Origin of the sequence: Streptococcus constellatus (genome assembly GCF_902167705.1) — a bacterium.
GTDB classification, from domain to species: domain Bacteria; phylum Bacillota; class Bacilli; order Lactobacillales; family Streptococcaceae; genus Streptococcus; species Streptococcus constellatus_A.
Genome location: NZ_CABHMZ010000017.1, coordinates 101,949 through 117,863 on the forward strand (window position 1 = coordinate 101,949; position 15,915 = coordinate 117,863).

Annotated in this window: 12 protein-coding genes, 2 tRNA genes and 1 pseudogene; 4 read left to right on the plus strand and 11 right to left on the minus strand. The window is 32.6% G+C overall.

Annotated features, from left to right (window positions below; genetic code table 11):
- Positions 1 to 6 precede the first annotated feature (6 nt).
- Together yfmH and yfmF are read right to left on the minus strand one after the other, a co-directional pair.
- A complete protein-coding gene (yfmH, locus tag FQ204_RS05225) occupies positions 7 to 1,302 on the minus strand; it encodes an EF-P 5-aminopentanol modification-associated protein YfmH (protein WP_144209477.1) in 1,296 nt (431 codons plus the stop codon).
- The gene (yfmF, locus tag FQ204_RS05230) at positions 1,302 to 2,549 is read right to left on the minus strand and encodes an EF-P 5-aminopentanol modification-associated protein YfmF (RefSeq protein WP_144209480.1); all 1,248 of its coding nucleotides are present in this window, start codon (positions 2,547 to 2,549) and stop codon (positions 1,302 to 1,304) included. Before yfmF ends, yfmH begins: the two co-directional genes overlap by 1 nt.
- Positions 2,550 to 2,723: 174 nt before the next feature.
- Here yfmF and yaaA point away from each other — a divergent pair, with 174 nt between their 5' ends.
- Entirely contained in the window at positions 2,724 to 3,104 is a 381-nt protein-coding gene (gene yaaA / locus FQ204_RS05235; RefSeq protein ID WP_144209483.1) for a S4 domain-containing protein YaaA, read from the plus strand.
- A 2-nt stretch (positions 3,105 to 3,106) separates the two neighbouring features.
- Entirely contained in the window at positions 3,107 to 4,204 is a 1,098-nt protein-coding gene (gene recF, locus FQ204_RS05240; RefSeq protein WP_144209485.1) for a DNA replication/repair protein RecF, read from the plus strand.
- An 84-nt stretch (positions 4,205 to 4,288) separates the two neighbouring features.
- Here the strand turns inward: recF and guaB are convergent, their stop codons facing one another.
- The 5 genes from guaB to FQ204_RS05265 form a co-directional block, all read right to left on the minus strand.
- Entirely contained in the window at positions 4,289 to 5,770 is a 1,482-nt protein-coding gene (guaB, locus tag FQ204_RS05245) for an IMP dehydrogenase (RefSeq protein WP_144209488.1), read from the minus strand.
- A gap of 131 nt (positions 5,771 to 5,901) precedes the next feature.
- Positions 5,902 to 6,927, minus strand: a complete 1,026-nt coding sequence (trpS, locus tag FQ204_RS05250; protein ID WP_144209491.1) for a tryptophan--tRNA ligase — start codon at positions 6,925 to 6,927, stop codon at positions 5,902 to 5,904.
- Positions 6,928 to 7,161: 234 nt separating this feature from the next.
- Entirely contained in the window at positions 7,162 to 8,157 is a 996-nt protein-coding gene (gene galE, locus FQ204_RS05255; protein ID WP_144209494.1) for a UDP-glucose 4-epimerase GalE, read from the minus strand.
- A gap of 20 nt (positions 8,158 to 8,177) precedes the next feature.
- Positions 8,178 to 8,867 carry a triose-phosphate isomerase gene (locus FQ204_RS05260; RefSeq protein ID WP_144209497.1) on the minus strand — a complete coding sequence of 230 codons (690 nt, stop codon included), beginning with the start codon at positions 8,865 to 8,867 and terminating at the stop codon, positions 8,178 to 8,180.
- Between the two features lie 23 nt (positions 8,868 to 8,890).
- On the minus strand, positions 8,891 to 9,430 hold the full coding sequence (locus tag FQ204_RS05265; protein WP_144209500.1) for an NAD(P)H-dependent oxidoreductase: 540 nt from the start codon (positions 9,428 to 9,430) through the stop codon (positions 8,891 to 8,893).
- A gap of 154 nt (positions 9,431 to 9,584) precedes the next feature.
- Here FQ204_RS05265 and FQ204_RS05270 point away from each other — a divergent pair, with 154 nt between their 5' ends.
- Both FQ204_RS05270 and FQ204_RS05275 read left to right on the plus strand, forming a co-directional pair.
- Positions 9,585 to 11,207 carry an ATP-binding cassette domain-containing protein gene (locus FQ204_RS05270; protein ID WP_144209503.1) on the plus strand — a complete coding sequence of 541 codons (1,623 nt, stop codon included), beginning with the start codon at positions 9,585 to 9,587 and terminating at the stop codon, positions 11,205 to 11,207.
- Positions 11,208 to 11,273: 66 nt separating this feature from the next.
- On the plus strand, positions 11,274 to 13,850 hold the full coding sequence (locus FQ204_RS05275) for a YfhO family protein (protein ID WP_144209506.1): 2,577 nt from the start codon (positions 11,274 to 11,276) through the stop codon (positions 13,848 to 13,850).
- Between the two features lie 87 nt (positions 13,851 to 13,937).
- Here the strand turns inward: FQ204_RS05275 and FQ204_RS05280 are convergent.
- From FQ204_RS05280 to FQ204_RS05295, 4 genes and pseudogenes are all read right to left on the minus strand, one after another.
- Positions 13,938 to 14,011, minus strand: a tRNA-Asn gene (locus FQ204_RS05280).
- 5 nt (positions 14,012 to 14,016) lie between these two features.
- A tRNA-Glu gene (locus FQ204_RS05285) sits at positions 14,017 to 14,088 on the minus strand.
- Positions 14,089 to 14,173: 85 nt separating this feature from the next.
- The gene (gene comE, locus FQ204_RS05290) at positions 14,174 to 14,923 is read right to left on the minus strand and encodes a competence system response regulator transcription factor ComE (RefSeq protein WP_144209509.1); all 750 of its coding nucleotides are present in this window, start codon (positions 14,921 to 14,923) and stop codon (positions 14,174 to 14,176) included.
- Positions 14,923 to 15,819, minus strand: a pseudogene (locus FQ204_RS05295) (sensor histidine kinase); the annotation flags it as partial. The pseudogene FQ204_RS05295 and the gene comE, both read right to left, overlap by 1 nt.
- Positions 15,820 to 15,915: the final 96 nt, after the last annotated feature.

Below are 15,915 nucleotides of genomic sequence, written 5' to 3' on the forward strand. Positions count from 1 at the left end.
ATGAAATCATTTTGGAAAAATAGTAAAATCAATCATGTCACAAGAATCAATAAAATGATGTCCTATCTCAATCACATCAACTAAACTAATTGTCTGCAATATTTTGGGTAAATCAAATAGATTATCACCTTCTGAAAAGGTTTCATATTGAGTTGCAATATATTCTAGTGAGTTAAGCCCATGCAAAAAATCACCAAACATTTCACTTTTTATAGTATCAAGATGTTCTTCTGTCACATCAGGATCTTTTTCAAAACCCCGAATTGCCGAACGAAATTGGTGAGATAGAGCAACTGGTTCACTAGTATCCATTGTCAACACCACAAAGTGAAAATCTTTTTCTACTTCAACTTCTAACGATAGTGAGTTGTCTATTTTTCCAACTTCATAAAGCGCTTGAAATCTTTTAGATGTCCAGCCAAACATCATTGCAAATAGTAGCTTTAAACCAATCTTATAACGAAATAAATCAATTCCCGCTAACGATTGATTCCCACGTAATCCGATTGCCAGCTTAGAACTTGCCACTTCCATTCGTACACTTCCAGTAGAAACAACAGGATTTAACGCAAGAGGAAAGAGTTGAATGAGCTTTTGTTTAGTAAAAGGATTCAGATCTTCTTGTTGTTCCTGAATAACAGCAATGGTCTTTTCTAAGTCAAAATTGCCAATCAACAATAGGCTCATATTGGACGGATGATAAAAGGTTTCAAAATTTTCATCCAAATCCTCAACTGTTATTTCTGTAACTGATTCAATGCTTCCTGCAATATCTTCTGCCAATGGAGTGCCTGGATAAAGGTTTGCTAAAGTGTGAAAAAACAGGCAATAATCTGGATTGTCTTTATACATATCAATTTCTTGCTGGATAATTCCCTGCTCGCGTTGGACCGATTCTTCTGTGAAATAAGCATTTTCTAGTAAACTTTGCAACAATCTCACATTCTCTAAAACATTGTCCGTTGCTGAAAAAAGATAACTGGTCTTAGTAAAACTTGTAAAAGCATTGCTCTCAGCACCTAATTCAACAAATTGTTGTAAAATATCCTGACCATTTTCATCTTCAAATAATTTATGTTCTAAAAAATGAGCAACTCCTGCAGGATATTGAACAACTTGATTAGAACCGCGTGGAATAAAACGAGTATCAGTTGACCCAAAATTTGCTGTCATAATTCCATAAGTTTCATTGAAATCTCGTTTGGGTAAAAGAAATACTCTTAAACCATTTTGTAAAGTAGTTTGATAGATTACTTCTCCAACTGCTGGATAATCCTTTCTCTCCATTTTTAAAGTTTGCATTATTTTCCTTCCATAAAATAAACTGCTTGTAGCCTTAGTTGTCTTGCAGTGATGATAATGTCTTCTCGACTGACTCTTTCTAAAGCACTTAACCAAACATCAATTGACATAAATTTTTTCTGGAAAATAGATGCCATATAAGCTCGTTCTATCAATGTATTTTGCCGATCTAAGGAGAGAAGCATGGTATTTCGTAGCATTTTCTTAGTCTGATTTAAATCCTCATCTGTAAAGCGCCCATTTTTCAGATCTGCAATTTGTCGATAAATTAAACTAACTGTTTTAGTTCTATTTTTCCTGTCAATTCCAGCGTAGATACGCATCATACCTGAAAAAATATCAATACTACTTGAAATCGTATATGCTAAACTTTCTTTCTCACGAACAGTAACAAATAATTTTGAATGAGCAAAACCACCTAAAAGTCCATTCAATACAACAAGAGGGATATGATTCCTATCTCCATATTGAATTGAAAAATGATACCCTAATTCAATAATGGATTGATGAGCATCATTTTGTTTCAACCCCTCTTTTAAAACATTCGAAAATTCTTGATGATAATGCAAGTGTAAATCAAGTTGACGAGGTTGTAAACCAAATGTTTTTAAATGTTCGCAGACTTCAATCTCATTAAAATCACCCATAAAAAATATGTCAATCTTATCATTTTGAAGCATTTCTTGAAAAATTGCAAAGCTACTTTCTGGTGTTTCTTTTTCAACTAAATCTAATGTAGCAATACGAGAAATCTGCATTTCTTGTTTTGCATAAAATAATTTATTCAGTTCTTGATGAGCATGATAAAAATGATCCTCAATTTCAGCTTTTAAATCGTTAAGTACATTCTTCTTTTCAACTTCAAAAACAGTCCGATTAAAAGCTCTTCCATTTGCTAAAGGTTTTAACAAGCTATCTTTTAAAAAATCAAGTATCTCTCCTGTTAATGTATTTTTACGACTTAAAAATGCGTCGCTAACAAAAGAGATATCTAAATCTACATAATGAATGAGTCCTCTTCGTGATAGTCTTGTTGAAAAGTTCGCACCATAAAGATTTGCTAATCGTTCTCGAAAAATCTGCGCAGTTGGATAAACTTCGTTAGCTGTTTCAAGCATATTTGCAGCCAGTACGCGTCCCGCTATCGTATCCATAGACATTGGAGCTGAAAATCTCATTTTTATGCGATTGGTTTTAAATTTTTTGGATGTTATAAAATGGAGATCTACTCCAGAAACTAACTCCATATTGTCCCTCGTCTTCTTTTTATACTGACCTCTATTATATCACGAAACAGTGCCTAATTTCTCATTCAAGCATTATTCTTTCGCCTTAAAACGTTTTCTTCATGATTGGTTTAGATAATTTTAATATCACCTTTTCTCCCAATTATGATATAATGACAAAGATTGAGGTGAATTATGAAATACAAATTATTTGATGAATATATTACTCTACAAGCATTATTAAAAGAAGTTGGAATCATCCAAAGTGGTGGTGCTATTAAAAGTTTTCTTCAAGAAAATCAAGTTTATTTTAATGGAGAGATCGAAACTCGCCGCGGAAAGAAAATTCGCATTGGCGATACCATTACTCTTCCAAATCAAAAATTAGAAATACTGCTGACTGCACCAAATGAAAAGGAAAGAGATGAGCACGAAAAAGAGCTTTTAGAAAAAAGACGAGTTGCTGCCCTTGTAAAAGAAATGAACAAAAGTATCAAAAAAAGTCAATCAACAGCAGTAAATCAAAAAACCAATAAATCTAATAAAAAAGCTCCTATCTGCTTTCCAGGTATGTAAATATGTGGTTAAAAAACTTACAAATTCAACATTTTCGTAATTACGAACTAACCGAAATAGAGTTTCATCCTGGTCTCAACATTTTTTTAGGTAAAAATGCTCAAGGAAAAACAAATATTTTAGAAGCTATCTATTTTCTTGCATTGACACGGAGTCATCGAACTCGTTCAGATAAAGATTTAATTTATTTTTCTAAAGATACCCTAAAAGTATCTGGACAACTTGTCAAGCAAACTGGAAAGATTTCTTTAGAGATTGACTTGACACCTAAAGGAAGAATTACAAAAGTTAACCATCTAAAACAAAGCAAACTATCTGATTACATTGGAAATATGAATATTGTTTTGTTTGCTCCAGAAGATTTACAATTGATTAAAGGAGCGCCAGCTCTTAGACGGAAATTCATTGACATAGAGTTAGGCCAAATTAAACCAATTTATTTATCTGATTTATCACATTATCATCACGTTCTAAAACAGAGAAATACTTATTTAAAGACAGCAAAAACAATAGATGAGACTTTTTTAACTGTCTTGGATGATCAGTTAGTAGAGTTTGGTTGCCGCATTATGCAGCATCGGATAGAATTTCTCAAAAAATTAGAGCACTTTGGTCAACAAAAACATTTGGAACTCTCAAGTAATTTAGAAAACTTAACCATCAAGTACTGTTCTTCTGTTCCACTTTCAAATTCCAATAAACTAGAAGAAGCTTTTCGAATTGCCTTAAAGCAAAGCCGTAGCAGAGATTTATTTAAAAAAAATACTGGAATAGGTCCGCATCGAGATGATATTGCTTTTTATATCAATGATATGAATGCTAATTTTGGTAGTCAAGGACAGCATCGAAGCGTGGTTTTGTCTCTCAAACTGGCAGAAATTGAGCTTATGGAAACTGTTACCAAAGAAAAACCAATTCTTCTACTTGACGATGTTATGAGTGAACTTGACAACAACCGTCAACTTAATTTACTTGAAACTATTTCTCAAAATATTCAAACATTTATAACAACAACAACTTTAGAACATTTACAAAACATGCCTTCTGACATTAAAATTTTCTCAATCCATAAAGGAACTTTAACCGAAAAAAACGTGTAAAGCATGTGTAACGAAAATTTACAACAATGTCAATTTTGTTAATTATAAAAGCTCTGCATTATATAGTGCAGAGCTTTTATAATTTTATTGTACAGAATAATTTGGAGCTTCATTCGTTATTTGAACATCATGAGGATGACTTTCTTTCAAGCCAGCTCCACTCATTTCGATAAACTGAGCATTGTCATGAAGTTCCTTCAGATTTGCTGCACCGACATAACCCATACCTGAGCGGATACCGCCCAACATTTGGAAAACGATATCTGCTGCTGCGCCTTTATAAGCTACACGACCTTCAATTCCTTCTGGAACCAACTTGTTAGCTTCATTGACAGAACCTTGGAAATAACGATCACTTGACCCTTTCTTCATAGCAGCAATGGAACCCATCCCACGATATGTTTTAAACTTACGACCTTGGAAAATTTCCGTTTCACCTGGCGCTTCATCTGTACCAGCAAACATTGAACCCAGCATAACTGCATTGCCTCCAGCTGCCAAAGCCTTAACAATATCACCAGAATACTTGATCCCGCCATCCGCAATGATCGTCTTACCGTATTCACGCGCAACTTGTGCAGCATCATAAATCGCTGTCACTTGAGGTACACCAACTCCAGCAATGACACGAGTGGTACAAATTGACCCTGGACCAATTCCGACTTTCACAACATCAACTCCAGCATCGTATAACGCACGCGCACCTTCTGCAGTAGCAATATTTCCTGCAATCAACGTTCGTTCTGGAAAATGTTCACGAATCTCAGCAATCTTCCGAAGTACTCCCGCTGAATGTCCATGTGCTGTATCAATGACAATGGCATCTGCACCTGCTTCAAATAAAGCTTCTGCACGCTCAAATGTATCAGAAGTAACTCCTACTGCACCAGCAACCAAAAGACGACCATATCCATCTTTAGCTGCATTTGGAAATTCAATTACTTTTTCAATATCTTTAATTGTAATCAAACCAGACAAACGACCGTAGTCATCAACCAATGGCAATTTTTCAATGCGATGTTCGTGAAGTATCCGCTCTGCCGTTTCAAGATCTGTTCCAACAGGAGCTGTCACAAGATTTTTACTCGTCATATGCGCTGAGATAGGTTGATTATAATCCGTAATAAATCGCATATCGCGATTCGTAATAATCCCAACTAATTTGCGGTTTTCAAGCGTTTCAACAACAGGAACACCACTGATGCGATAACGTTCCATCAACTCTTCTGCATCTGATACCGTATGAGTCGGAGTCAAGAAAAATGGATCGATGATAACTCCATTTTCTGATCGTTTCACTTTCCGAACTTCATCTGCTTGTTGCTCAATAGACATATTTTTGTGAATAACACCAAGACCTCCAGCACGAGCAATAGCAATGGCCATTTTACTTTCTGTAACAGTATCCATTGCTGCGGTAATAATTGGAATATTGAGTGTCAAATTTTCAGCCAATTTTGTTTGTAAATTCGCATCATTTGGCAAAACATGACTCTCTGCAGGAATGAGTAATACATCATCAAAAGTAAAACCTTTTTTCAAAAATTTAGTGTCCCAGTTAGACATCCACAAATTCCTCTTTTCTTTATTTATTGAGCACAGCTCGTATTTATTGTTAATATGATACCATTCTATCTGTATTTGTCAATCACTATTATCTAAAAAACCATCACTTTTGGTGATAGTTTTGCTCATTTTTATTTAAAATAGTTAATCCCCATAGCAGATTTTACCTCAGAAAGGGTCTGACTCGCTACTTGACATGCCTTTTCACTACCTTTTTGTAGCATAGCGTAGACTTCTCCCATATCTTTTGAAAATTCAACACGACGTTCACGAATAGGACCTAATTCGCGCTCTAAAATTTCTAATAAATAGCGTTTTGTTTTCACATCTCCCAGCCCACCTCGTTGATAGTGTTCCTTCATGGCTGTAATTTCTCGCGCATCTTCTGGACGACCAAACACATCTAAATAATGAAAAACCATGTTGCCTTCAATTTTACCAGGATCTTCAATCTTGATATGGTCAGGATCGGTATACATGCTCATCACTTTCTTTTGTAAAGTATCCATATCATCAGATAAATAAATACCATTATTTAAAGATTTAGACATTTTTGCATTCCCGTCAAGCCCTGGTAAACGCCCTGCAGCTTCGTTTTGAGGATAAATGCCTTCGGGCTCTACCAAGACATCACAATTATATGCATGATTAAAAGAACGTACAATTTCACGAGTTTGTTCAATCATTGGTTTTTGATCATTTCCTACTGGAACATAATTCGCTTTAAAGGCAGTAATATCTGCTGCTTGCGCAATTGGATAAACTAAAAAACCAGTTGGAATACTTTCACCAAATCCTTTTTGAGCAATTTCTGACTTGACAGTTGGGTTACGTTCCAAACGGGCTAGTGACACCAAGTTCATATAATACATTGACAACTCTGACAACTCAGGAATTTGACTTTGAATAAAAATGGTTGTTTTTTCAGGATCTAATCCAGCGGCTAAATAGTCTAATGCTACATTTCCAATTGACTCTACAATTGTCTTAGGATCCTTAGCATGATCTGTCAAAGCTTGCTGATCAGCTAAAAATACAAATAATTCATATTTTCCTTCATCTTGTAATAAAACACGATTTCGCAAACTTCCTACATAATGACCAATATGCAATTTCCCTGTTGGACGATCTCCTGTTAAAATAATAGGTTTTGACATCATATTCTCCTTGAATTTTCTTGATAATATTATACCATTTTCAAGAAAAAAAGGGAGTGGGACAGAACTCATCTTGAAAATTTTTAGTTTGTAGTCTCACCCCACAAGGTTTCTCAATAGTCTGGGAGACTTTGAAGTGGTGGATTATGTTTTGAACAATCAGCTACTGTGGCGTTGGTTTATTACTCTATATCCTTTGAAGCTGAAGACTTTCGTCCCAGCCTCTTCTTAAAATTATTCAACAATTGAATTACCGGCTTTTACACGCCAATTATAATCAGATAATATAATATCTTTCAATGAATAAGTTGCTTGCCAATTCAAAAATTCTTTTACTTTAGCAGCATTTGCCAATACACTTGCTGGGTCACCTGCACGACGCATGACAATTTCATGAGGAATTTTTTTCTGTAAAATTTGCTCTGCAGTATTGTAAATTTCCTTAACAGTATAACCTTTTTCTGTCCCTAAATTGAAAATCTGCGAAGTTGACGAATCTGTAAATAAATAGTCAAATCCCTTTACATGTGCCTGCGCTAAATCTAAAACATGAATATAATCACGAATGCACGAGCCATCTCGCGTTTCATAATCATCGCCATAAATTTTTAAAGCATCATTTTGTCCAAGAGCCGTTTTATTAATATTAGGGATGATATGTGTCGGATTTTTAACTCTCAAACCATTTGAAGCATCCATAGCAGCGCCAGCAACATTAAAATAACGAAAAATGACATATTTCCAATTATAGCGATTGGCCATCCAATAAATCATACGTTCTCCCATCAGTTTTGTCTCTGCATAAGGATTTACTGGATCTAATAGCGTGTCTTCATTTGCAGGTTTATCCATACAATTATTTCCATAAACTGAGGCTGTGGAAGAAAATATAATTTTATCAATTCCTACTTCTGATAATACTTTTAATACCTGATTCATACCTGCTACATTTGCTGAAAAATATTTACTTGGATCCTCGATACTTTCACTAACGACTATTTCACCCGCACAATGTAGCACGGCATCAATTTTATGAGATTGTAAATAGGCTTTTAATGCCACCTCATCATAAACATCCAGTTCTTTAAAGTGTGCTCTTACATCCACTGCATCCCTAACACCTGATGCTAGATTATCCAAAACATGCACATCATAACCAGCATCTAAAAGTGCCTTTACAGTATGAGAACCAATATATCCAGCTCCTCCTGTTACTAAAATTGATTTCATTTTTTCTCCTTTTTGTCTTTTTACATCAATACAAGAGTGTCTTTTAGTAAGTATTGATATGTTTCAACCAAACTTTCAATCCTATCTCCGATAAGAATACCATCAAATCCAATGGTTAAAATCTGTTCAATATCTTTACAGTCTACACCACCACCAAAAATCAACTGATATGTAAACCCAAACTTTACACTTAAATTATCTAAATAATCTTTTAAATCTTGAAAACTTTCTTCAACTTTTGTAAATGAATAATCTTTTTTTCCTTTTAATGTTGCACTTAATATTTCATAAGCTATGATGATATGTTTATCCTGAAGATCTAAATTAACTAAATATGTTGCGCATTCAAAAATAGGATTTTCATGATTTCCTACACAAATAATAGGAATAATATCTTTCTGTAAAGCATTGTCAATCTTTGAGCGAATCATTCTTGTTGTTTCATTTAAATACTTTTGTCTTTCTAAGTGACCTACAAAAGCATAATTTATATTGTAATGTTTTAAATGTTGAGGCGATAAATCACCTACATTTCTTCCTTTAATTGACAAATTTTGAACTGCAATATCAAAATGATATTCATTATATTTTGGTATGATAGGAGCTATAATCAATTGATGCTGCTTGCTTATTGGTTGATTGAACTTCTCTAACAATTCTAATTGTTGCTTGATTGACATCTGATTTTTAAAATTAAAAACGACTAACACTTTATCATTCCTTTACACTATATTTACAGTTCTTTTGAAAAATAATCTTCTACTGTCTGTTTGTAAGATTCAAATTGAGGATTTTTTACAACATTATGAAAAGATAATATTTTTCTTTTCTTTAAGCCACAAAATTCCATGGTCTTATGAAATGAAATCAAAATATCATCGACATCTTTCCCATCAAAAAATGTAGTTGGATTATTAAACGCTTCTTCTGGTGCATTCCAAGTTGTGGATAAAATGTATTCTTTATTTTTCATTAAACCACCTTGTCCATAAATATCTGCAAACGAATAAAATTGACCATATTCAAAGACTTCATCCATATATAATTTCAACTTCCCAGGTACATTAAACCAATAAATAGGAAATTGAAAAATAATCAAATCTGCCCACAAAAACTTATTTCTCTCGTCTATTACATTATAGTCCTCAACTGACGATAATTGGATATCGTGTTTATGTCGTAAATTTTCCAACATAAGATTATACAAACTAAAATTTAATTCTCCTTTACAAAAATCATGTTTTTGATAACCATTTACCAATAAAATTTTCATTTTCTCCTCCTAAAAAATTATAAATTTATTATAAATCTATTTATTTTTTCTTACTTCTCTATATTCTAAAATGTAATATTTTATCCCTGAATCATTTGAAAAAAGTCAAATTTTCTAGTAAAATGAAACTAATTACAGAATTAGGAGAAAAACATTGCTTACAGTATCAGATGTCTCACTACGATTTAGTGATCGAAAATTATTTGATGATGTGAATATCAAATTTACAAAAGGAAATACCTATGGTTTAATCGGTGCTAATGGTGCAGGAAAATCAACTTTTTTAAAAATCCTAGCTGGTGATATCGAACCAACTACTGGAAATATTTCACTCGGACCAGACGAACGTCTCTCAGTCCTTCGACAAAATCACTTTGACTACGAAGAAGATCGCGTGATTGATGTGGTTATCATGGGAAATGAGCATCTTTATAACATTATGAAAGAAAAAGATACCATTTATATGAAACCTGATTTTTCTGATGAAGACGGTGTCCGAGCAGCTGAGTTAGAGGGTGAATTTGCTGAGTTAGGTGGCTGGGAAGCCGAAAGTGAAGCCTCTCAATTGCTACAAAATCTTCATATCCCTGAAGACCTCCACTACCAAAATATGAGCGAATTGTCAAACGGAGATAAAGTGAAAGTTCTCCTTGCAAAAGCTCTGTTTGGTAAACCAGATGTTCTGTTACTAGACGAACCAACAAATGGTCTTGATATTCAATCCATCTCTTGGCTAGAAGATTTTTTGATTGATTTTGAAAACACCGTTATCGTTGTATCTCACGACCGTCATTTCCTCAATAAAGTGTGTACACACATGGCTGATTTGGACTTCGGTAAAATCAAACTCTATGTTGGTAACTATGATTTTTGGAAAGAATCTAGCGAACTAGCTGCTAAACTCTTAGCAGATCGTAATGCTAAAGCTGAAGAAAAAATCAAGCAACTGCAAGAATTTGTTGCTCGCTTCTCTGCTAATGCTTCAAAATCTAAGCAAGCAACTTCTCGTAAAAAAATGCTTGACAAAATTGAACTGGAAGAAATTGTCCCATCAAGCCGTAAATATCCATTTATTAACTTCAAAGCCGAACGCGAAATCGGAAATGACCTCTTGACAGTCGAAAACCTTTCTGTCAAGATTGACGGCGAAGTCATCCTTGACAACATTAGCTTTATCTTGCGTCCAGGTGACAAGACAGCCTTGATTGGGCAAAATGACATTCAAACAACTGCTTTGATTCGAGCTATTATGGGAGATATTGGCTATGAAGGAACTGTAAAGTGGGGTGTTACAACTAGTCAATCTTATCTACCAAAAGACAACAACAAAGATTTCACCAGCGGTGAATCTATTCTTGACTGGCTCCGTCAATTTGCAAGTAAAGAAGAAGATGACAATACCTTCCTTCGAGGTTTCCTAGGACGCATGCTTTTCTCTGGTGATGAGGTTAACAAGTCTGTCAACGTCTTGTCAGGTGGTGAAAAGGTTCGTGTTATGCTTTCAAAACTTATGCTTCTCAAATCAAATGTTTTGGTACTAGATGATCCAACCAACCACTTAGACTTAGAATCTATTTCCAGCCTAAATGACGGTCTGAAAAACTTTAAAGAATCTATTATTTTTGCCAGCCATGATCATGAATTTATCCAGACACTTGCTAATCATATTATTGTTCTTTCTAAAAATGGTGTCATTGATCGTATTGACGAAACTTATGATGAATTTTTAGAAAATCAAGAAGTACAAGAAAAAGTCAATAGTCTTTGGAAAGATTAAACTTTTTAAAAATTAGGAGCTGATGAAAGATTCAGTTCCTTAAATTTTAATATTTTACAATAGCTTATGAAAAAAATCAAAGAACTCTTCAAAAATTATTATTTGATAGCCTTTCTCCTTCCATTTTTAATTATGTTTATAACTTACCTTATAAATGGAATCTATTGGAAAAGTGATACTTCTCCGCTATTAGGAGACGGCTTTCATCAATATGTCATTTTTGATGTCACTTTAAGAAATATCTTGCATGGTACAGACAGCATCTTTTATACGTTTACAAGTGGACTCGGGTTGAATTTTTATGCCTTATCTAGCTATTATCTAGGAAGTTTTTTATCACCTTTAGTTTACTTCTTCAATCTAAAAAATATGCCAGATGAGGTATATTTATTTACTCTGATAAAGTTTGGTCTAATGGGATTAACATGTTTTATAAGTATTAAAGGTATTTTTAAAAAAATTTCTCCTTATTTTATTTTGATACTGTCAACTTCCTATGCTTTAATGAGTTTTGCAGTTAGTCAACTTGAAATAAAAACTTGGCTAGATGTTTTCATTATTATTCCACTTATTTTACTTGGTTTACACTATTTGATACTTCAAAAAGGTCGTGTTCTTTACTTTACATCTCTGTCAATTCTTTTTATTCAAAATTATTATTTTGGATACATGATGGTGTTCTTTCTTATTTTATGGTATTTTGTTCAAATTTCATGGGATTTTAAAACTAGGATCAAATCTTTTCTAGACTTTACAGTTGTATCAATTTTAGCTGGGATAACTAGCCTCATCATGATTCTACCAACCTTTCTAGATTTAAAAACTCATGGTGAAAAATTAACAAAAGTGACAACCTTGTTGACTGAAAAAAGCTGGTATTTAGATATTTTTGCCAAAAACTTTGTTGGAGCTTTTGACACAACTAAATATGGATCTATTCCGATGATATATGCTGGTCTCATTCCATTATTGTTAGCAGTGCTATTTTTTACATTACAATCTATTAAGTTTCACGTGAAACTTGCTTATTTTATCTTAATTACGATTTTAGTGGTTAGTTTTTATTTACAACCATTGGATTTGTTTTGGCAAGGCATGCATGCGCCAAATATGTTTTTGCACCGTTATTCTTGGACTTTTTCTATTATCATTATCTTTTTAGCAGCTGAAAGTTTAGAACGTCTAAAGGAAATTAAACTAACAAATACTCTAGTTAGTTTTTCTATCTTAGGATTGGGTTTTATTTCTACTTTTATTTTTAAAAAACATTATAAATTTTTAGGTTCTGTTAATTTTATCTTAACATTAGAGTTTTTAATCGCTTATCTTTTAATTTTTTGGGCTTATACAAAAAAATATCTTCCTTTTAAAATATTTACTTTTTCTACTTTATTATTTGTTTGTTTTGAACTAAGTTTGAATAGTTTTTATCAAATAGAAGGAATTGCAAAAGAATGGGTCTTTGCAAGTAGAAATGCCTATGAACAAGATTTAACAGCTATTGATTCGCTTGTCAAATACAGTAAGAAGAAAAATTCAAATTTCTTTAGAACTGAAAAACTGGCTATTCAAACCGGAAATGACAGTATGAAATACAATTATAATGGTATCTCTCAATTTTCTTCTGTTCGCAATACCGCAGCCAGTTCTACTCTTGATAAACTAGGTTTTAAATCATCTGGAACTAATTTAAACTTACGTTATCAAAATAATAGTATCATTATGGATAGCTTATTGGGAGTGAAATATAATATTTCAACAAACAATCCTCAGAAATATGGTTTTTCCTCCGTTAAAACGAAAGATAATTTAACACTTTATGAAAATGGAAATACTAATTCACTAGCATTTCTGACAAATTCAATTTACAGAGATGTAAAGTTTAATCATTTAACATTAGATAATCAAACTCGTTTTCTCAATCAACTTTCTGGATTAAATTTAAAATACTATCATAGATTATCCCCCACAAGTCATCATAATATCAAGCAAGTCGGTAATAGAATTGCTGCAGAAGTAGATAAAGAAAATCATGATTCCTTTGCTAGTGTAACTTACACTTTAGAAGTTCCAGCAAATAGTCAAGTTTATTTAACTCTGCCAAACTTAACTTTCTCAAATGACAACCAAAAATCAGTTGACATAACTGTAAACAACAATCAAAAAATGCATTATGGTACCAACAATGTTTTTCCTTTTTTCAATCTTGGATATTTTAATCAAAAACAAACCATAACTGTTAAAGTGACTTTCCCAGATAACTCAAAAGTTTCGTTTGATACTCCTGAATTTTATACGCTTGACACAAATCATTTTCAACAAGCAATAAACAAGATTCAAAAACAAAAAGTATCTGTAACAACAAAACATAATACAATAACAGCACATTATCAAGCTCAACGAGATAGTTCTTTATTCTTCACAATTCCTTATGATAAAGGTTGGGCTGCAACACAAAACGGAAAATCAATTAAAATTTCAAGAGCACAAAATGGCTTTATGAAAATTGATGTCAAAAAAGGCGCAGGAAAAATAAAACTGACATTTATCCCAAATGGTCTTAAAGAAGGTAGTATAGCATTTTTATCTGGAATCGCGTTATTTATAATTTACAATAAGATACGTAAGAAAAAATCGTTATAATTAAAAGACCAAACTGAACAAGAAAACAGTTTGGTCTTTATTATATTTTTATAATGTAAAAAAGCATTCCTAAAGAATGCCTAGTAGCTCCGGCAGTAGGACTCGAACCTACGACATCATGATTAACAGTCATGCGCTACTACCAACTGAGCTATGCCGGATAATATAGTCCGTACGGGATTCGAACCCGTGTTACCGCCGTGAAAAGGCGGTGTCTTAACCCCTTGACCAACGGACCATATATGTTCTTTCACAGAACATATACTATTATACCAGTTTGGAAAACTTTGTCAATAGTTTTTATTTAAAAATTTAGTTTTTATTCATTCTTTTAATTCTTCTAAAATAGACTTCAATTTTCCAATTTTCATTCGAGTAATCGGACAACGGTGATCTTCATAAAAAATAATTTCTCTCATTTTTTTATCATAGCCCTTAATATTGCCGATATTAACTAGATAAGACTTATGAGGTGAGAAAAAACGCTGTGTTTCCTTATCTTTTTCTTGAATATCTGCAATAGTCCCATAAAATTCTTTAAAAAAGTTTTTACCAACAATTCTTAATTTATGAGAAGAACCTGTCGTTTCAATATATAAAATATCATTAAAAGGCATTCTAACTTCTCCACCACGAAAACTATATTCAAAATAATCCACCATATCTTTATTTTCGATCAATGTTGCTTTTGTATACTCAATACTGTCTTTTATATGTTTTTTAAAAGCAATATCATTCAAATTTTTATCAACAAAATCCAATGCAGATACTTTATATTTAAATGTCATCGTAGCAAATTCTGATTTTGTTGTAACAAAAACAATAATGGCATAGGGATTATGGTGGCGTATAAATTTTGCTATTTCCAATCCTTTTGTTTCTTCTCCTTTAATATCAATATCTAAAAAATATAATTGATTTACTTCATCGTTTTCAATATATTCTTTAAATTCCCTTACTTTTCCAGTTACTTTAACTTTTATCGTAATTCCCATTTCTTTCGCAATCTCTGCCAAAGTTGTTTCCATTCTTACTTGATGTGTAATTTCATCTTCTAATACTAATACTTTCATTATAAACCTTCCTTCCTTACTCTCATTACTTGTGTAAAATATTCATCCTCAATTTTGGTATCAAGAATAATTCCTTCATAGTTGTTAATAATTTCTTTGATATTGCTTAAACCTAAGCCGCGTCCTTCACCCTTTGTTGAAAAATCAGTTTGGTAAATCTCTTCTAAGTCTAACTGTCTTTTCTTTCGTGAATTTTGAATGACCAAGATAGTTTCTATATCTAAATCTACTAAGGAAACATTCATTGTTTTTTGATAGCTTTCTGCTGCTCCTTCTATGGCATTATTTAAAAGAACGCTTGTCATTCTAACCAGATCTAATAATTTAATCGGCAAGGGCTTGACAAAATCCTTTACTTCAAATGTTAATTCTATATTATAATCACGTGCCTTAAACAAGGTTTGCGTCATAACACTTCTAAGTGCTGAATCTCCAACATTATTTAAATCAAAATAAGTATATTTATCTGAACGAAGCTGTAAATTAGCATTTACTAGTACTTCCTGATAAATTCGTTCTACTTCTTTTATATCACCTGTATGAATGGCTGATTGGAAACTTGCCAACATCCCACCATAATCATGACGAAAGCCTCGAATCTCATTATAAAGACTTACAATTTCATCTGTATATTTTTGCAATTGCAGTTGTTCTCGTTCTTTTTGTTTAATTTGCTCTTCTTTTTCATGTTTTTCACGAATAGATTGTAAGTAGAATAAAGTTGACATAAACATTAAAAAGCAAATTGTAGCAATCATACTGGAAAAACTATTTAAATTATTCATGTTACTAAGCCAATGTGATACATTTAATAAAAAGTGAATAAAAAATAAATAAAAATTTAATTGCACAATATTTTCTTTGAAATCTGTCTTTTTAAAATGATAAATTGTAAAATATAGTTCAACAAAAAATCTCATAGCGTTTCATTGGTGTAAACTGTAAGTAACCACACAAACAGAACCCGAGGAAAAACTATGAGCTACTCCCAT